Origin of the sequence: Rathayibacter sp. AY1C7, from assembly GCF_002931865.1 — a bacterium.
Lineage (GTDB): Bacteria > Actinomycetota > Actinomycetes > Actinomycetales > Microbacteriaceae > Rathayibacter.
Map to the genome: position 1 here is coordinate 15645 of NZ_PSWB01000015.1, position 18319 is coordinate 33963.

An 18319-nucleotide genomic window follows, 5' to 3' on the forward strand; every position below is an offset into this window, starting at 1 on the left:
CCCACCGGCACACAGAAGGACACTGCACATGTCTGTGGACATCACCCCCGAGTTCAACCCGTTGAGGTTGAGCTTCGACCGCCGGTTGAACCGGATCGCCGGGCCCAGCGGCCTCGTCATCTTCGGCGTGACCGGCGACCTCTCCCGCAAGAAGCTCATGCCCGCGGTCTACGATCTCGCCAACCGCGGCCTCCTGCCTCCCGGCTTCGCCCTCGTCGGATTCGCCCGGCGCGACTGGGACGACCAGGACTTCGAGCAGGTCGTCCACGACTCCGTGAAGAAGCACGCCCGCACCGAGTTCCACGAGGAGGTCTGGGCGCAGCTCGCGCAGGGCATCCGGTTCGTGCAGGGCGAGTTCGACGACCCCGAGGCGTTCGCCCGCCTGAAGACGACCGTCGACGACCTCGACCGCGAGCGCGGCACGAACGGCAACTTCGCCTTCTACCTCTCGATCCCCCCGAAGTCCTTCCCGCAGGTCACCGAGCAGCTGCGCAGCTCCGGCCTCGCCGAGCAGAAGGACGGCCAGTGGCGCCGCGTCGTCATCGAGAAGCCGTTCGGCAGCGACCTGAAGACGGCCCGCGAGCTGAACGACGTCGTCGAGTCGGTCTTCCCGCCCGACTCCGTCTTCCGGATCGACCACTACCTCGGCAAGGAGACGGTCCAGAACATCCTGGCCCTCCGCTTCGCCAACATGATGTACGAGCCGCTCTGGAACTCGAACTACGTCGACCACGTGCAGATCACCATGGCCGAGGACATCGGCGTGGGCGGGCGCGCGGGCTACTACGACGGCATCGGAGCGGCGCGCGACGTCATCCAGAACCACCTGCTGCAGCTGCTCGCCCTGACCGCCATGGAGGAGCCGATCTCGTTCGACGCGGCCGACCTCCGTGCGGAGAAGGAGAAGGTCCTCGCGGCCGTCCGCCTCCCCGCCGACCTCTCCACTTCTACCGCCCGCGGACAGTACGCCGGCGGCTGGCAGGGCGGCGAGAAGGTGCTCGGCTTCCTCGAGGAGGACGGCATGAGCCCCACCTCGACCACCGAGACCTACGCCGCCATGCGCCTGGACATCGGCACCCGACGCTGGGCCGGCGTGCCGTTCTACCTGCGGGCCGGCAAGCGCCTCGGCCGCCGCGTCACCGAGATCGCGGTCGTGTTCAAGCGGGCACCGAAGCAGCTCTTCGCCGAGAGCCAGACCACGTCGCTGGGCCAGAACGCGCTCGTCATCCGGGTCCAGCCCGACGAGGGCGTCACCATGCGATTCGGCTCGAAGGTGCCCGGCGCCGGCATGCAGGTGCGCGACGTGACGATGGACTTCGGCTACGGCCACGCGTTCACCGAGGCGAGCCCCGAGGCCTACGAGCGCCTCATCCTCGACGTCCTCCTGGGCGAGCCGCCGCTCTTCCCCCGGCACGAGGAGGTCGAGCTGTCCTGGAAGATCCTCGACCCGATCGAGGAGTTCTGGGCCACGCAGGGCCAGCCCGAGCAGTACCGCCCCGGAACCTGGGGCCCCGATTCCGCCGACGAGCTCCTCGCCCGCGACGGCCGCACCTGGAGGCGTCCATGATCGTCGATCTGCCCGACACCACGACGAGCGAGGTCTCGAAGACCCTCGTCAAGATCCGCGAGGAGGGCGGCGCCGTCGCCCTCGGCCGCGTCCTCACCCTCATCATCGCGACCTCCCGGGGTCACGAGGAGGAGGCCATCGAAGCCGCGAACGACGCGTCCCGCGAGCACCCGATGCGCGTCATCGTGGTCTCGAAGGACGACGGCACCACCACGGTCCCGGTCGACGCGACGGCGCGGGTCGACGCGCAGATCCGGGTCGGAGGCGACGCCGGCGCGAGCGAGGTCGTCGTGCTCCGTCCCTACGGAGACGCGGCCGAGGACGAGGAGAGCCTGGTCACGGGCCTGCTCCTCCCCGACGCCCCCGTCGTGGCCTGGTGGCCGAACAGCGCTCCGGACAACGCCTCCGCGTCCCCGATCGGCCGGATCGCCACTCGGCGGATCACCGACGCGTCGGCCCAGTCGAACCCGGCGGAGGCGCTGCACCACCTCGCGTCCACCTACGCCCCCGGCGACACCGACTTCGCCTGGACCCGCCTCACCCTCTGGCGCGCGCAGCTCGCCGCCGTGCTCGACCAGCCGCCCTACGAGCCGATCACGGCCGTCGAGGTCTCGGGCGCGGCCGACTCGCCCTCGACGATCCTGCTCGCCGCCTGGCTGCAGCTCGAGCTCGACATCCCCGTCGACCATGAGCTCACGATCAGCGCCACCGGGTCCAGCGGGATCCACGGCGTGCGGCTCATCCGCGACTCCGGAGTGATCGAGCTCGAGCGCTCGGTGCCCAACGTCGCGACGCTCACTCAGCCCGATCAGCCGGTCCACGACATCTCGCTCCCCCGCCGCAGCCTCCGGGACTGCCTGGCGGAGGAGCTGCGCCGACTCGACCCGGATGACCTGTACGGTGAAGTGATCTCGCGCGGGGTCGACATGCTCACTGAGAAGGCCGAGGCCCGCAGCGCCTCCTGAGGCGTGGGCGCCCGTCCAGGGCGCCCGCACCTCAGAGCTTCCCGACACGGAGCCGAACCCCGCCGATCGGCACCCGAACCCGAAGGAGTCCCCTGAGATGACCACCGAACGCCGCGTGCTGGTCCACCGCGACAAGCAGACCCTCGCCGGCTCGGTCGCCGCCCGGTTCCTCACCAAGACGATCGACGTCCTCGACGACCTGGGTTCGGCGAACGTCGTGCTCACCGGAGGGACGATGGGAGCCGCCACGCTCAAGGAGATCGGCTCCTCCTCCGCCGCCGGCAACGTGGACTGGTCGCGCGTGCACTTCTGGTGGGGCGACGAGCGCTGGGTGCCCCGCGGCCACGAGGACCGCAACGACGTCCAGGCCGGGGACCTCTTCAGCGTCCTCGATGTGCCGGCGGCGAACGTGCACTCCTACCCGGCCTCGGACGAGGGCCTGGACCTCGACGGCGCCGCCGCTGCCTACGACGCGGAGCTGCGCGAGCACGCCTCCGAGGGGCGCGATTACCCGCGCTTCGACATCACCTTCCTCGGCGTCGGGCCGGACGGGCACATCGCGTCGCTGTTCCCCGAGCGCTCCGCGATCCGCTCCACGACGCCCGGCGTCCTCGCCGTCCGCAACTCTCCGAAGCCGCCGCCCGAGCGCCTCACCCTCACGCTGCCGCTGATCAACCAGTCGGACCGCATCTGGATGGTGCTCGCCGGCGCCGACAAGGCCTCGGCCCTGGGCCTCGCGCTCGCGGGTGCCAGCACGAACGAGGTGCCCGCGTCGGGCGCGTTCGGTCGCAAGCGCACGGTGTTCTTCGTCGACCAGGAGGCAGCGGCCGAGGTCCCCGAGTCGCTCATCGCTCCGAGCTACTGAGCCCGGTCCGGAAACGACGGAAGGCCCGTCCCCTGAGGGGGCGGGCCTTCCGTCGTTCGTCGTGCGGTGAGGATCAGGACGGGGTCGCGGTGCCTCGTCGGGCGCGCAGCTGCTGCAGCGCCTCCTCGAGGAGCTGAGCCGCCTCGGCCTCGGTGCGGCGCTCCTTCACGTAAGCGAGGTGCGTCTTGTAGGGCTCGGTCTTCGCGACCTGGGGCGGGTTCGCCCGGTCGCGGCCCGCGGGGAGACCGGACTGCGGGGAGTCGATCACCTCGGGGATCTCGTCCTCGGGGAGGGCCGCCGAGAAGTGGCGCACCGTCTCGTTGCCGAGAGCGTCCCAGTAGGAGACCGCGACGCGCTCCGCGTGGAAGCCCCGGTCCTGCTCGCCCATGGGTCCTGCGCCGACGCGCGAACCGCGGATTGCACTGCCGCCTGATGCCATTGCGAGTACCCCTATGCTCCGGTGGTGAACTTGGTGATGAGTCCGAGCACCACGATGCAGGCCAGCCAGACGACGCCCAGGATCACGGTGATGCGGTTCAGGTTGCGCTCGGCGACGCCCGACGCGCCGAGGTTGGAGGTGACTCCGCCCCCGAACATGTCGGACAGACCGCCGCCGCGCCCCTTGTGGAGCAGGATCAGCATGGTGAGCAGGAGGCTCGTGATGCCCAGGATGACCTGGAGCACGACCTGGAGGATGTCCACGCGGTACCTTTCGAAGTTCTGGCGCGTTGCGCGCCCCGACGAGTATAACGGCGCCTGCGAATCCGCGAGGAATGCGTCGTCCCGTGTTCGGGGCGATGTATACGAGTGTCCGTCGATGGGCGGAGCGGGTGGCCTCGTCGCGGTGCCCTCGACAACCTCTTCAGTCGCCGGACCGCGAGCCTGTGATCCACGTACCAGCGGACCGATCGAGCCGAACGCGCCACGCTCTAGGAGAGCACCCCGCGACGAGCCGACAGCACCGCACCGGCCAACGCGCGAAGCCGGTGTGGGATCTTCCGGGGCGAACCGGTGATCCGCGTTCCAGCGGATCGACGTAGCCGGACGCATCCCGCTCCCGGAACCGCGCCCCGTCGCGAAGCCGACCGCGCCACGCCGCGCAGGGAGCGGCGTGGACGACAGCGAGGCGAACCGGCGATCCGCGTCCGAGCGGATCGACGTAGCCGAACGCATCCCGCTCTCGGAACCGCGCCCCGTCGCGAAGCCGACCGCGCCACGCCGCGCAGGGAGCGGCGTGGACGACGAGAGGGCGGGCCCGATGGGCCCGCCCTCTCGTCGCAGCAACTCAGACCCCGACGTGGTTCCGGAATCGTGCGATCGCCGCGAACTCGTCGACCTGGAGGCTGGCGCCTCCGACGAGTGCTCCGTCGACGTCGGGCTCGCGCATGAAGCCGGCGATGTTGCCGGACTTCACGGAGCCGCCGTAGAGGATGCGGGTCTTCGCGGCGGTGTCGGCGCCGAGGACGTCGGCGACGACTCCGCGGAGCGCCTTGCAGACCTGCTGGGCCTGCTCGGGCGTCGCGGCCTGTCCGGAGCCGATGGCCCAGACCGGCTCGTAGGCGACGACGAGGTCGGCGTCCGCGGGCAGGCCGGTGAGGGCCTCCTTCAACTGGGCGACCGGCACGGCCGACGGGCCGTGCTTCTCGAGGTCCTCCGCGGTCTCGCCGACGCAGATGATCGGAGCGACGCCGTGATTGACGGCCGCAGCCGACTTGGCGGCGATGTCCGCGTCCGTCTCGCCGTGGAGCGTGCGACGCTCCGAGTGGCCGACGATCACGTAGTCGCAGTCGAGCTGCTTCAGGAACTGACCCGAGATCTCACCGGTGTAGGCGCCGCTGTCGAACTTCGAGACGTCCTGCGCGCCGTACTTGAGCGGCAGCTTGTCCGAGTCGACGAGGATCTGCACGGGCCGGAGGTCCGTGAAGGGCGGGAACACCGCGACCTCGACGCCGTCGAAGTCGTGATCGGCGTCCTTGAGGCTCCACGCCAGCTTCTGCACGAAGGCGATGGCCTGGAGGTGGTCCAGGTTCATCTTCCAGTTGCCGGCGATGAGCGGGGTGCGGGCGGCGGTGTCTACCATCCGAGGACCTCCAGTCCGGGGAGGCGCTTGCCCTCGAGGAATTCGAGGCTCGCTCCGCCTCCCGTCGAGATGTGGCCGAACTGGTCGTCGCGGAACCCGAGGGCGCGGACGGCCGCGGCTGAGTCGCCTCCGCCGACGACGCTGAGACCGTCGACCTCGGTGAGCGCCTGCGCGACGGTCTTGGTGCCCGCCGCGAACGGCTCGAGCTCGAAGACGCCCATGGGGCCGTTCCAGAACACCGTCCTGGACGCCGCGATGATCTCGGCGAAGTGCGCGGCGGTGTCCGGACCGATGTCCAGGCCGAGGCCCTTCTCACCGAAGGGCGTGCCCTCGATCGCGTCGGCCGAGGCGACCTGGTGCTCGGCGTCGGGGCCGAACTCCGACGCCACGACGACGTCCGTCGGCAGGACGATCTCCACACCCAGCTCCTTCGCCTTCGCGAGGTAGCCGAGCACGGTGTCGACCTGGTCGGCCTCCAGCAGGCTGGCGCCGACCTCGTGGCCCTGGGCCTTGAGGAAGGTGAAGAGCATTCCGCCGCCGATGAGGATCGAGTCGACCTTCGGGAGCAGGTGCTCGATCACGCCGAGCTTGTCCGAGACCTTCGAGCCGCCGAGGACGACCGCGTAGGGGCGCTCGGGCTTCTCGGTGAGCCGCTCCAGCACCTCGAGCTCGGCCGCGATCAGCGTGCCGGCCGCGCTGGGGAGAAGCTCGGCGAGCTCGTAGACGCTCGCCTGCTTGCGGTGCACGACGCCGAACCCGTCGGAGACGAAGGCGTCGCCGTAGGCGGCCAGCTTCTCGGCGAAGGTGCGGCGCTCGGCCTCGTCCTTGCTCGTCTCGCCGGCGTTGAACCGGAGGTTCTCGAGGACGACGACCTGGCCGTCCTCGAGGGCGTCGACGGCGGCCGAGGCCGCCTCCCCGACGGTGTCCTCGGCGAAGGCCACCGGAGCGTCGAGCAGCTCGCCGAGGCGGGCGGCGACGGGAGCGAGGCTGTACTTCGCCTCGGGCTTCCCCTCGGGGCGCCCGAGGTGGCTCACGACCACGACTCGGGCGCCCTCGGAGACCAGACGCTGGAGTGTGGGCACCGACGCGCGCACGCGGCCGTCGTCCGTGATCGTTCCGTCCTTCAGGGGGACGTTCAGATCGCAGCGGACGACGACGCGCTTGCCTGCGAGGGAGCCCAGTGAGTCCAGAGTGCGGAGCGTCACTGCGCGCAGCCCTTAGAGCTTGCCGGCGACGAACTCGGTGACGTCGACGAGGCGGTTGGAGTAGCCCCACTCGTTGTCGTACCAGGAGGCGACCTTGACCTGGCTGCCGATGACCTTCGTGAGGCCCGCGTCGAAGATCGACGAGTGCGGGTCGGTCACGATGTCGCTCGAGACGATCGGGTCCTCGGTGTACTTGAGGATGCCCTTGAGGTCTCCCTCGGAGGCCGCCTTGTACGCCGCGTTGATCTCCTCGACGGTGGCGGGCTTGGTCAGCTCAACGGTGAGGTCGGTGATCGAGCCGGTCGGGACCGGGACGCGGAGGGCGTAGCCGTCGAGCTTGCCGACGAGCTCCGGGATGACCAGGCCGAGCGCCTTGGCGGCACCGGTCGAGGTCGGGATGATGTTGACGGCGGCGGCGCGGGCGCGACGCAGGTCGCTGTGCGGGCCGTCCTGGAGGTTCTGGTCGGCGGTGTACGCGTGGACCGTGGTCATCAGGCCGCGCTCGATGCCGAAGTTGTCGAGCAGCACCTTGGCGAGCGGCGCGAGGCAGTTCGTGGTGCAGGACGCGTTCGAGATGATGTCGTGCGTCGCGGGGTCGTAGGTGTTCTCGTTCACGCCGAGGACCAGGGTCGCGACGTCGCTGCCGGTGGCGGGAGCGGAGACGATGACCTTCTTGGCACCCGCGGTGATGTGCTTGCGCGCGTCCTCCGACTTGGTGAAGCGGCCGGTCGACTCGATGACGACGTCGACTCCCAGTTCGCCCCAGGGGAGGTTCGCGGGGTCGCGCTCCTCGAGGACGATGATCGGCTTGCCGTTGACGACGATGCGGTCGCCGTCGAGCTCGACGGTCGCGTCGAGGCGGCCCGTGATGGAGTCGTACTTCAGGAGGTGCGCGAGGGCCTTGTTGTCGGTGAGGTCGTTGACCGCGACGATCTCGAGGTCGCTGCCCTTGGCGAGGGCTGCACGGAAGAAGTTACGGCCGATACGGCCGAAGCCGTTGATGCCGATCTTGACGGACACAGATATCTCCTGGTGAGGAAAGGCACCTCGACGGTGCAGTGGAGGGGTGGAAGCCGACGACAGGGCGTCCCGGGCGCGGGGCCCGGGACGCCGAGATCGCTACGACAGTAGCAGCAGGCCCGAAGTCTTCTCGCGGGCCTTCTCGAAGCGCGCGGACACATCGGCCCAGTTCACGATGTTCCAGAACGCCTTGACGTAGTCGGCCTTCACGTTGACGTAGTCGAGGTAGAAGGCGTGCTCCCACATGTCGAGGAGGAGGACCGGGACGGTCGCCGCGGCGAGGTTGCCCTGGTGGTCGTAGAGCTGCTCGATGATGAGCTTCTCGCCGAGCGAGTCCCAGGCGAGGATCGACCAGCCGGAGCCCTGGATGCCGAGGGCCGAGGCGGTGAAGTGGGCGCGGAACTTGTCGAACGACCCGAAGTTGTCGTCGATGGCCGCGGCGAGCTCGCCGACGGGCTTGTCGCCGCCGTCCGGCGAGAGGTTGTTCCAGAACACGGTGTGGTTCACGTGACCGGCGAGGTTGAAGGCGAGGTCCTTCTGGAGCTTGTTCACGTTCGCGAGGTTCTCGCTGTCGCGAGCCTCCTGCAGCGAGGCGAGGGCGGTGTTCGCCCCGGCCACGTACGTCGCGTGGTGCTTGTCGTGGTGGAGCTCCATGATCCGTCCACTGATGTTCGGCTCGAGGGCCGAGTAGTCGTAGGGCAGTTCGGCGAGCGTGTAGTCAGCCATGTGCGATCTCCTGTTCGTGGTCGTCGCTCCCGTGCGACCCGCCGGCGTCTCGGCGTTCTCCGCGAGGCGGAGGAGGAGGGCCGGGAGTGTCCTGAGCGACTTGATCAGTCTAGCGAGGGGGCCCCACCGCGTTCGGAGGGCTTGCGCTGTTCGACCAGGAGACACTCAGCGTTCGCCGGGCGGGGCGCGCCGTGCGGCCGGGCCTACAGGTCCTGCAGCTCGGCCGGGAGGTTCGCGTCGGTGCCCGGGATGTCGAGGTCGGACGCGCGCTTGTCGGCCATCGCGAGGAGGCGGCGGATGCGGCCGGCGACGGCGTCCTTCGTCATCGGCGGATCGGCGTGGTGGCCGAGCTCGTCGAGGCTCGCGTCGCGGTGCGCGAGGCGCAGGCGCCCGGCGTAGCGGAGGTGCTCGGGGATGTCGTCGCCCAGGATCTCCATCGCGCGCTCGACGCGGGCGCACGCCGCGACGGCGGCCTGGGCGGAGCGGCGGAGGTTCGCGTCGTCGAAGTTGACGAGGCGGTTCGCGGTCGCCCGCACCTCGCGGCGCTGGCGCAGCTCCTCCCAGCTTGCGACGGTCGCGGTCGCGCCCATCAGGGTGAGCATCGCGCTGATGCTCTCGCCGTCGCGGATGACGACCCGGTGGACGCCGCGCACCTCGCGGGACTTGGCCTGGACTCCCAGGCGTCCGGCGGCTCCGACGATCGCCATGGCCGCCTCGTTGCCGGGGCAGACGATCTCGAGCGCCGCGGAGCGGCCCGGGTCGGTCAGCGAGCCCTGGGCGAGGAAGGCGCCGCGCCACAGGGCGGCGAGCTCCTCGCGGGAGCCGGTCGTGAGGCGGTTGGGCAGGCCGCGGACGGGCCGGCCCCGCTGGTCGAGGAGGCCGGTCTGCCGGGCGAGGGTGTCCCCGCCCTCGACGACGCGCACCAGCCAGCTCGTGGTCCTCCGGGATCCGCCGGCCGAGACGATGCTGCCCTCGCTGCGGACGCCGTACAGCTCGGCGAGGTCGCGGCGCACGCGGGTCGCGAGCGGGGCGGAGTCGAGCTCGACCTCGACCGCGAGGCGGTTGGAGATGATGTGCAGTCCTCCGGAGAAGCGGAGGATGGTCGCCAGTTCGGCGGCACGGACGGTGTTCTTGCGCGAGACGATCGCGACCAGTTCGCCCTTGACGTCTGCGGTGAGGGCCACGGAGTCTTCCTTACGTCGGGTGCGCGGCTGAGCGCGCGGGGATCATTCTCGGCCGAGGTCGCGGTGCGCCACGTTGACGGCGACGCCCGGCAGCTCGGCCAGACGGGCCGCGACACGGCCCGCGACCGCGACGGAGCGGTGCTTGCCTCCCGTGCAGCCGATCGCGATGGTCGCGTGGCGCTTGTTCTCGCGCTGGTAGCCGTCGAGCACGGGGCGCAGGGCCCGGGAGTAGGAGTCGATGAACTCCTCGGCGCCCTGCTGGGCCAGCACGTAGTCTCTCACCTCTTCGTCGAGACCCGTGTGCGGACGCAGCTCAGGGATCCAGTACGGGTTCGGCAGGAACCGCGCGTCGGCCACCATGTCGGCGTCCGTCGGCAGCCCGTACTTGAAGCCGAAGCTCATCACCGTGACCTGGAGGCCCGCGCGGCCGGCCTCGGCGAAGCGCTCGGTGATGCTGGTGGCCAGCTGGTGGATGTTGAGGTCCGAGGTGTCGATGACGATGTCGGCCGACTCCCGCAGCTGAGCGAGGCGCGTCCGCTCGGCGGAGATGCCGTCGAGGAGGGTCCCCCGGCCCTGCAGCGGGTGCGGACGGCGCACCTGCTCGAAGCGGCGGACGAGCGCGGCGTCGGTGGCCTCGAGGAACACCACTCGGAGGTCGACCCCGGCGCGCAGCTCGCGGACGATGTCGCCGAGGTCCTCGAAGAAGTCGCGTCCGCGGACGTCGACGACCGCCGCGATCTTCGGCAGCGTGTCCCCTGCACGCTGCGCCAGGTCGACCAGCGGGCGCAGCATCTGCGGCGGCAGGTTGTCGACGACGTACCAGCCGAGGTCCTCCAGCGCGTTCGCGGCCGTGGACCGGCCCGCTCCGGACATCCCCGTGACGATCAGCACGTCCTGCTGCTCGCTCTCCGTGCTCATGCGCTCTCCGTGCTCGTGTCTGCTCGTGTCCTCGGTGCCGGGCACCGGCCGCTCTCCCCCGGAGCGCGGGCCTCCAGCCTAGGGCGTGCCCCCGACGGCGGACCCGTCCGGATGCAGGTGCGCGTGGATCGCGCCCGCCAGCGTCGGGCCGATGCCCTTGACCTCGGCGATCTCGGCCTCGCCCGCCTCGCGGAGCCGGGCGACGGATCCGAAGTGCTTCAGCAGGTCGCGGACTCGCGTGCCTCCGAGCCCGGGCACCTCGGCCAGCTGCGACGAGATGTCGCGCTTGCGACGCGTCCTCTGGTGGGTGATCGCGAAGCGGTGCGCCTCGTCGCGGATGCGCTGGAAGAGGAAGAGCGCATCGCTGTTGCGCGGCAGGATGACGGGGAAGTCGGAGTCCGGCAGCCAGATCTCCTCGAGGCGCTTGGCGATCCCGCAGAGGGTGATGCCGGTCACCCCGGACTCGTCGAGCGCGCGCTGCGCCGCCGCGACCTGCGGCTGGCCGCCGTCGACGATCAGCAGCTGCGGGGGGTACGAGAACTTGCGCCGCTTGGCCTCGCCGGTCTCGGGGTCGACCGCCGCGGGCTCGACCGGCTCGCGGAGGTAGGCGAGGCGGCGGGTGAGCACCTGGTACAGCGACTCGGTGTCGTCCGTCGACTCCGCGATGGAGAACCGCCGGTACTGGTCCTTCCGCGCGAGCCCGTCCTCGAAGACCACCATCGAGGCGACGATGTTGGTGCCGCTGAGGTGGGAGACGTCGTAGCACTCCATCCGGAGCGGCGCCTCGCTCATGCCGAGGGCGTCGCGGATGTCCTCCAGAGCCTGCGTCCGAGCGGTGAAGTCGGCGGAGCGGCGGGTCTTGTAGAGCATCAGCGAGTGCTTCGCGTTCTGCGTCGCCGTCTCGAGGAGGGCGGCCTTGTCTCCGCGCTGGGCCGCTCGGAGGCGCACGTTCGTGCCGCGCAGTCCGCTCAGCCACTCCTCGAGCGCCTCGGTGTCCTCGGGCAGCTCCGGCACGACGACCTCCCGGGGCGGGACGTCGCCGGTCTCGTAGGCGGCCTGGAGGGCCGTGTCGACGAGCTCCGCCGTGCTCATGTCGAGCTCCTTGTCGACGACCCAGCCCCGCTCGCCGCGGATGCGCCCGCCGCGGACCCGGAACTGCTGCACGGAGGCGGCGAGCTCGTCGTGGACGATCGCGTAGAGGTCGACGTCCACGTTGTCCTTGAGCACGACCGCGCTCTTGGCGAGGACCGCGTCGAGGGCGGCGGCCTGATCGCGCAGCTTCCCCGCGCGCTCGTACTCCATCGCCGCCGCGGCCTCGCGCATCTCCTTCTCGAGCTCGCCGATCATCCGGCGGTCGTGGCTGCCCATGAAGGCGACGAAGCGGTCGACCATCTCGCGGTGCTCGGCGAAGGTGACGCGGTGGGAGCAGGGCCCGCCGCAGCGGCCGATCTGCGACGCGAAGCAGGGCTTGCCGCTCTGCATGGCGCGCTTGTAGTTGGAGTCGTTGCAGGTCCTGATCGGGAACGCCTTGATCATCAGGTCGATCGTCTCGTGGATCGCCCAGATCTTGGGGTAGGGCCCGAAGTAGCGGGCCTTCCTGATCTTGGCGTTCCGCGTGACCATCACCCGCGGGGCCTCGTCGCCGAGCGTCACCGCCATGTAGGGGTAGGACTTGTCGTCGCGGAACTTGACGTTGAAGGGTGGATCGAACTCGTTGATCCAGGTGAACTCGAGCTGCAGGGCCTCGACGTCGGTGCCGACGACGGTCCATTCGACGCCGGAGGCCGAGGTGACCATCCGCCGGGTGCGCTCGTGCAGGCTCGGCAGCGGGGCGAAGTAGTTGCTCAGCCGCGCGCGGAGGTTCTTGGCCTTGCCCACGTAGAGCACCCGCCCCCGGGCGTCCGTGAAGCGGTACACGCCCGGGAGGGTCGGGATCTCACCCGGCTTCGGCCGGAAGTCGACTGTCTGCGCCATGCCTCTCGCTCGCGTCAGCCGAGGATCTCGGCGAGGAACATGCCGGTGTGGCTGCCCTCGACCTTCGCCACGTGCTCGGGGGTGCCCACCGCGACCACCTGTCCGCCGCCGGCGCCGCCCTCGGGACCCATGTCGATCAGCCAGTCGGCCGACTTGATGACGTCGAGGTTGTGCTCGATGGTGATCACCGTGTTGCCCTTGTCGACCAGGCCGTTGAGGACGAGGAGAAGCTTGCGGACGTCCTCGAAGTGCAGGCCCGTCGTCGGCTCGTCGAGCACGTAGACGCTGCGGCCGTTGGAGCGGCGCTGGAGCTCGGTCGCCAGCTTGACGCGCTGCGCCTCGCCGCCGGAGAGCGTGGTCGCGCTCTGCCCGAGGCGGACGTAGCCGAGGCCCACCTCCACCAGCGTGCGGAGGAAGCGGTGGATCGCCGTGATGGGCTCGAAGAAGTCGGCCGCCTCGGCGATCGGCATGTCGAGCACCTCGGCGATGTTCTTGCCCTTGTAGTGCACGGTCAGGGTGTCGCGGTTGTAGCGCGCTCCCCCGCAGACCTCGCACGCGACGTAGACGTCGGGCAGGAAGTTCATCTCGATCTTGATGGTGCCGTCGCCCGAGCAGGCCTCGCAGCGGCCGCCCTTGACGTTGAAGCTGAAGCGGCCGGGCAGGTACCCCCGCGCCTTCGCCTCGGTGGTCTCGGCGAAGAGGTTGCGGATGCGGTCGAACACGCCCGTGTAGGTGGCGGGGTTCGAGCGCGGCGTGCGGCCGATCGGATTCTGGTCGACGTGCACGACCTTGTCGAGGTTCTCGAGGCCGGTGACGCGCGTGTGCTTGCCCGGCACCTTGCGGGCGCCGTTGAGCTGGTTGGCGAGCACGCGGTAGAGGATGTCGTTCACGAGGGTGCTCTTGCCGGAGCCGGAGACCCCGGTGACCGCGACGAACGTGCCGAGCGGGAACTCCGCGTCGACCTTGCGGAGGTTGTTGGCGTTCGCCCCGACGACCTTGATCATCCGCTTGCGGTCGATCTTCCGCCGCTTCTTCGGGACCTCGATCGCCTTGCGGCCCGAGACGTAGTCGCCGGTGAGCGAGTGGGTGTTCTCGAGCAGCGACTCGTAGGAGCCGGAGTGCACGACCTTGCCGCCGTTGACCCCGGCGCCCGGGCCGATGTCGACGATCCAGTCGGCGGTGCGGATGGTGTCCTCGTCGTGCTCGACCACGATCAGCGTGTTGCCCAGGTCGCGCAGCTTGATGAGGGTGTCGATCAGGCGGCGGTTGTCGCGCTGGTGCAGGCCGATGCTCGGCTCGTCGAGCACGTAGAGCACGCCGGTCAGCCCGGAGCCGATCTGGGTCGCCAGGCGGATGCGCTGCGCCTCGCCGCCCGACAGGGAGGCGGCGGCGCGCGAGAGGTTGAGGTAGTTGAGCCCGACCTCGATGAGGAAGTCGATGCGCGCGCGGATCTCGCGCAGCACCTGCGCGGCGATGTGCGCCTCGCGGTCGGTCAGCTCGAGCCGGCTCATGAAGTCCTGGGCGTCGCCGAGGCTGAGGTCGGCCACGTCCGCGATGCTCGCCCCGTGCACGAGCACGGCGAGCACCTCGGGCTTGAGGCGGGAGCCCTTGCACACGGGGCAGGGCACCTCGCGGAGGAACTCGGACCAGCGGGTGCGCTGGACGTCGGTCTCGGCCTGGACGAACTGGCGCTCGATGTAGGGCACGACGCCCTCGAAGCCCGAGGTGTAGCTCATCTCGCGGCCGTAGCGGTTCTTCCACTTGACCTTGACCTCGAAGTTGTCGCCGTGGAGGACGGCCTGCTGCACCTCGGTGCTGAGGCGCTTCCACGGGGTGGTGAGCGTGAAGCCGAGGTCGCGGGAGAGGCCGTCGAGCAGCTTCTCGTAGTACTGGAACAAGCCCTTGCCCTGGGTGGTCCAGGGGATGATGACGCCCTCGGCGATGCTCAGGTCGGGGTCGCCGAGCAGCAGCTCGTCATCGACCGACATGCGCGTGCCGAGGCCCGAGCACTCCGGGCAGGCGCCGAAGGGCGCGTTGAAGGAGAAGGTCCGCGGCTCGATCTCGGTCAGCGAGATCGGGTGGTTGTTGGGGCAGGACAGCTTCTCGGAGTAGGTGGTCCAGGCGCCGTCGCCCTCGCCGTCGACGTAGTTGATCTGCACGATGCCGTCGGTGAGCCGCAGGGCCGTCTCGAGCGAGTCGGTGAGGCGCCCGAGGATGTCGGGGCCGGCCACGAGCCGGTCGACCACGACGGAGATGTCGTGCTTGTACTGCTTCTTGAGCACCGGCGGCTCGCTCAGCTGGACGAGCTTCCCGTCCACCATGGCGCGGGAGTAGCCGCCCGCGGTCAGCTCCTTGAAGAGGTCGACGAACTCGCCCTTCTTCTGGGAGACGACGGGGCTGAGGATCTGGTAGCGGGTACCGGTCTCGAGCTCCATCAGCTGGTCGGCGATCTGCTGCACGGTCTGCGCGGAGATCCGCTCGCTGCAGATGGGGCAGTGCGGGACGCCGATGCGCGCCCACAGCAGACGCATGTAGTCGAAGATCTCGGTGATCGTGCCGACGGTGGAGCGCGGGTTGCGGTTCGTCGACTTCTGGTCGATCGAGACCGCGGGGCTGAGGCCCTCGATGAAGTCGACGTCCGGCCGGTCCACCTGCCCGAGGAACTGGCGGGCGTACGCGGAGAGGGACTCGACGTAGCGCCGCTGGCCCTCCGCGAAGATCGTGTCGAAGGCCAGGGAGGACTTGCCCGAGCCCGAGAGACCGGTGAACACCACCATCGAGTCGCGCGGGATCTCGAGGTCGACGTTCTGCAGGTTGTGCACCCGCGCGCCGCTCACCACCAGCTTCGAGGACGACTCGTCGAGCGAGGAGACGAAGCGGTGGAAGGAGGGAGAGGGGGTGGAGGAGGGGTCCGTAACGGCGTTCAGGATCGACACTCCGAAAGTGTATGCGGAGCCACCGACATCGCCCGTGGCGTTCGCTGGGCGCTGATCCGCGGGCCCCTCCCCTTGCGGATCAGCGCCCCCGATCAGGACAGGTGCCCGGCCTTCTCCATCTGGCGGAGCTCGCGCTTGAGCTCCTGGACCTCGTCCCGCAGCCGGGCCGCGAGCTCGAACTTGAGCTCGCCCGCCGCCTGGAGCATCTGCCCGTTGAGGTCGGAGATGATCGCCTCGAGGTCGTTGCCGCCGTTCGCGGCGAGACCCTGACGGCGCAGGTTCGGCGTCGGGCTCTTCTTCTTGGCGTCGCGCCCGGCGAGCAGCTTGGCGGTGTCGGCCCCCTCGCGGGCGAGGGCGTCGGTGATGTCGGCGATCTTCTTCCGCAGCGGCGTCGGGTCGATGCCGTGGTCGAGGTTGTAGGCGACCTGCTTCTCGCGTCGGCGGTCGGTCTCGTCGATCGCGAGCCGCATCGAGTCCGTCACCTTGTCGGCGTACATGTGGACCTCGCCCGAGACGTTGCGCGCCGCACGGCCGATCGTCTGGATGAGCGACGTGGACGAGCGGAGGAAGCCCTCCTTGTCGGCGTCGAGGATCGCGACGAGCGAGACCTCGGGCAGGTCGAGCCCCTCGCGCAGCAGGTTGATGCCGACCAGGACGTCGTACACGCCCGCTCGCAGCTCCGAGAGGAGCTCGACGCGCCTCAGGGTGTCGACGTCGGAGTGCAGGTAGCGGACCCGGACGCCGGCCTCCGTGAGGAAGTCGGTGAGCTCCTCGGCCATGCGCTTCGTCAGCGTCGTGACGAGCACGCGCTCGTCGCGCTCGGTGCGGCGCTTGATCTCCTCGAGCAGGTCGTCGATCTGGCCCTTCGTCGGCTTGACGACGATCTCGGGATCGATCAGGCCGGTCGGGCGGATGATCTGCTCGACGATGCCGTCGGCGATGCCCATCTCGTAGCGGCCCGGAGTCGCCGAGAGGTAGACGGTCTGGCCGACGCGAGACTTGAACTCCTCCCACTTCAGGGGCCGGTTGTCCATCGCCGAGGGCAGGCGGAAGCCGTGCTCGACCAGCGTGCGCTTGCGGGAGGCGTCGCCCTCGTACATCGCACCGATCTGCGGCACCGTCACGTGCGACTCGTCGATCACGACGAGGAAGTCGTCCGGGAAGTAGTCGAGCAGGCAGTGCGGGGCCTCGCCCGACTCGCGGCCGTCGATGTGGCGGGAGTAGTTCTCGATGCCGGAGCAGAATCCGATCTGCTGCATCATCTCGAGATCGAAGGTCGTGCGCATCCGCAGGCGCTGCGCCTCGAGGAGCTTGTTCTGCTTCTCGAGGTCGGCCAGGCGCACCTCGAGCTCCTGCTGGATGGTGTCGATCGCACGGTGCATGACGTCCTGGCTGGCGACGTAGTGCGAGCCGGGGAAGACCGACACGGAGTCGAGCTTCCGGACGATGTCGCCGGTGAGCGGGTGGAGCGTGTAGAGCGCCTCGATCTCGTCGCCGAACATCTCGATCCGGATCGCGAGCTCCTCGTACATCGGGATGATCTCGATCGTGTCGCCCCGCACCCGGAAGGTGCCGCGGGCGAAGTCGACGTCGTTGCGCGCGTACTGCATCGACACGAACTTGCGGATGAGGCGGTCCCGGTCGACCCGCTGGCCGACCTGGAGCGCCACCATCGCCTCGAGGTACTGCTCGGGCTGGCCGAGGCCGTAGATGCAGGAGACGGTCGACACCACGATCACATCGCGGCGGCTCAGGAGCGAGTTCGTGGTGGAGTGGCGCAGCCGCTCGACCTCGGCGTTGACCGAGCTGTCCTTCTCGATGAAGGTGTCGGTCTGCGGGACGTAGGCCTCGGGCTGGTAGTAGTCGTAGTACGAGACGAAGTACTCGACGGCGTTGTTGGGGAACAGCTCGCGGAACTCGTTGGCGAGCTGCGCGGCGAGGGTCTTGTTGTGCGCGAGCACGAGCGTGGGGCGCTGCACGGCCTCGACGAGCCAGGCCGTGGTCGCGGACTTGCCGGTCCCGGTGGCGCCCAGCAGGACGACATCGGTCTCGCCGGCGTTGATGCGGGCGCTCAGATCGGCGATCGCGCCGGGCTGGTCACCGCTCGGCTTGTACTCGCTGATGACCTCGAACGGGTGCACGGCACGGGTTGGCTCCATGGTTCGAAGCGTAGCCGCGACCACCGACACCGGACGGCGCGTGCGCTGGCGGCGAACGGGGGTGCGCTCTCCGGCCGGGCCGCTCGGCCACGAGGGCGGGTGTCCGGGACGGACCGTCAGCGGGCGAGACGCTCCCACAGCGCGTCGGTCCGAGCGAGCGTCTCCTCCAGCGTGCCGGAGGAGTCGATCACGACGTCGGCGAGGGCGAGGCGCTCCTCGTCGCTCGCCTGCGACGAGACCCGCGCACGAGCCTCCTCCTCGGTCAGTCCCCGGAGGGCGACGAGACGCTCGATGCGGAGGTGCTGCGGCGCGTGCACGACGACCACCTCGTCGAACTCCCCCGCTCCACGGCCCTCGGCGAGGAGGGGGACGTCGTAGACGACCACCGCGGCCGGGTCCGCCTCGGCGGCCTCCGCGAACAGCCGCTGCGAGCGGAGCGTCACCGCCGGATGGGTGATCGCATTGAGGTCGGCGCGGGCCGCCGCGTCCGAGAAGACGATCGCGCCGAGCGCCGGGCGGTCCAGCGCGCCGTCCGCGCGGATCACGGACGGGCCGAAGCGCTCGGCGATCGCCGCCAGCGCCGGCTCCCCCGGCTCGACGACCTCGCGCGCGAGGACGTCGGCGTCGACCACCACCGCTCCGTGCTCGGCGAGACGGCGGGCGACGGTGGACTTGCCCGAGGCGATGCCTCCGGTGAGGGCGACGAGATGCACCCGGCCA

General features: G+C 70.0%; 15 protein-coding genes. 3 read left to right on the plus strand and 12 right to left on the minus strand.

Annotated features, from left to right (window positions below):
• Nucleotides 1-28 precede the first annotated feature (28 nt).
• From zwf to pgl, 3 genes are all read left to right on the plus strand, one after another.
• Nucleotides 29-1567, plus strand: a complete 1539-nt coding sequence (gene zwf, locus C5C69_RS09545) for a glucose-6-phosphate dehydrogenase (RefSeq protein WP_104225293.1) — start codon at nucleotides 29-31, stop codon at nucleotides 1565-1567.
• Nucleotides 1564-2532, plus strand: a complete 969-nt coding sequence (locus C5C69_RS09550) for a glucose-6-phosphate dehydrogenase assembly protein OpcA (protein WP_104221919.1) — start codon at nucleotides 1564-1566, stop codon at nucleotides 2530-2532. The genes zwf and C5C69_RS09550 overlap by 4 nt, the downstream gene beginning before the upstream one ends.
• A gap of 97 nt (nucleotides 2533-2629) precedes the next feature.
• Nucleotides 2630-3397: a 6-phosphogluconolactonase gene (gene pgl, locus C5C69_RS09555; protein ID WP_104221917.1), complete on the plus strand. Its 768-nt coding sequence runs from the start codon at nucleotides 2630-2632 to the stop codon at nucleotides 3395-3397.
• A 73-nt stretch (nucleotides 3398-3470) separates the two neighbouring features.
• On the opposite strand, the gene C5C69_RS09560 is transcribed toward pgl, so the two are convergent.
• From C5C69_RS09560 to coaE, 12 genes are all read right to left on the minus strand, one after another.
• Nucleotides 3471-3836 carry an RNA polymerase-binding protein RbpA gene (locus tag C5C69_RS09560; RefSeq protein ID WP_055791968.1) on the minus strand — a complete coding sequence of 122 codons (366 nt, stop codon included), beginning with the start codon at nucleotides 3834-3836 and terminating at the stop codon, nucleotides 3471-3473.
• An 11-nt stretch (nucleotides 3837-3847) separates the two neighbouring features.
• Nucleotides 3848-4099, minus strand: coding sequence for a preprotein translocase subunit SecG (gene secG, locus C5C69_RS09565; protein WP_104221915.1), 252 nt, complete (start codon nucleotides 4097-4099; stop codon nucleotides 3848-3850).
• A 583-nt stretch (nucleotides 4100-4682) separates the two neighbouring features.
• Nucleotides 4683-5477, minus strand: a complete 795-nt coding sequence (tpiA, locus tag C5C69_RS09570) for a triose-phosphate isomerase (protein ID WP_104221913.1) — start codon at nucleotides 5475-5477, stop codon at nucleotides 4683-4685.
• Nucleotides 5471-6682: a phosphoglycerate kinase gene (locus C5C69_RS09575; RefSeq protein WP_104257823.1), complete on the minus strand. Its 1212-nt coding sequence runs from the start codon at nucleotides 6680-6682 to the stop codon at nucleotides 5471-5473. The genes tpiA and C5C69_RS09575 overlap by 7 nt, the downstream gene beginning before the upstream one ends.
• Nucleotides 6683-6694: 12 nt before the next feature.
• Nucleotides 6695-7702 (minus strand): type I glyceraldehyde-3-phosphate dehydrogenase, encoded by a 1008-nt coding sequence (gene gap, locus C5C69_RS09580; RefSeq protein WP_104221909.1) that lies wholly within the window; start codon nucleotides 7700-7702, stop codon nucleotides 6695-6697.
• Nucleotides 7703-7801: 99 nt separating this feature from the next.
• A complete protein-coding gene (locus tag C5C69_RS09585) occupies nucleotides 7802-8428 on the minus strand; it encodes a superoxide dismutase (RefSeq protein WP_104221907.1) in 627 nt (208 codons plus the stop codon).
• Between the two features lie 203 nt (nucleotides 8429-8631).
• Complete coding sequence (gene whiA / locus C5C69_RS09590; protein WP_104237489.1) at nucleotides 8632-9612, minus strand: DNA-binding protein WhiA; 981 nt, start codon at nucleotides 9610-9612, stop codon at nucleotides 8632-8634.
• 42 nt (nucleotides 9613-9654) lie between these two features.
• Entirely contained in the window at nucleotides 9655-10530 is an 876-nt protein-coding gene (rapZ, locus tag C5C69_RS09595; RefSeq protein WP_097166020.1) for an RNase adapter RapZ, read from the minus strand.
• 78 nt (nucleotides 10531-10608) lie between these two features.
• The gene (gene uvrC, locus C5C69_RS09600; RefSeq protein ID WP_104232640.1) at nucleotides 10609-12504 is read right to left on the minus strand and encodes an excinuclease ABC subunit UvrC; all 1896 of its coding nucleotides are present in this window, start codon (nucleotides 12502-12504) and stop codon (nucleotides 10609-10611) included.
• Between the two features lie 14 nt (nucleotides 12505-12518).
• Nucleotides 12519-15344: an excinuclease ABC subunit UvrA gene (gene uvrA / locus C5C69_RS09605; RefSeq protein ID WP_244229661.1), complete on the minus strand. Its 2826-nt coding sequence runs from the start codon at nucleotides 15342-15344 to the stop codon at nucleotides 12519-12521.
• A 188-nt stretch (nucleotides 15345-15532) separates the two neighbouring features.
• On the minus strand, nucleotides 15533-17599 hold the full coding sequence (gene uvrB / locus C5C69_RS09610; RefSeq protein ID WP_104221901.1) for an excinuclease ABC subunit UvrB: 2067 nt from the start codon (nucleotides 17597-17599) through the stop codon (nucleotides 15533-15535).
• A gap of 116 nt (nucleotides 17600-17715) precedes the next feature.
• On the minus strand, nucleotides 17716-18312 hold the full coding sequence (coaE, locus tag C5C69_RS09615; protein ID WP_104221899.1) for a dephospho-CoA kinase: 597 nt from the start codon (nucleotides 18310-18312) through the stop codon (nucleotides 17716-17718).
• Nucleotides 18313-18319: the final 7 nt, after the last annotated feature.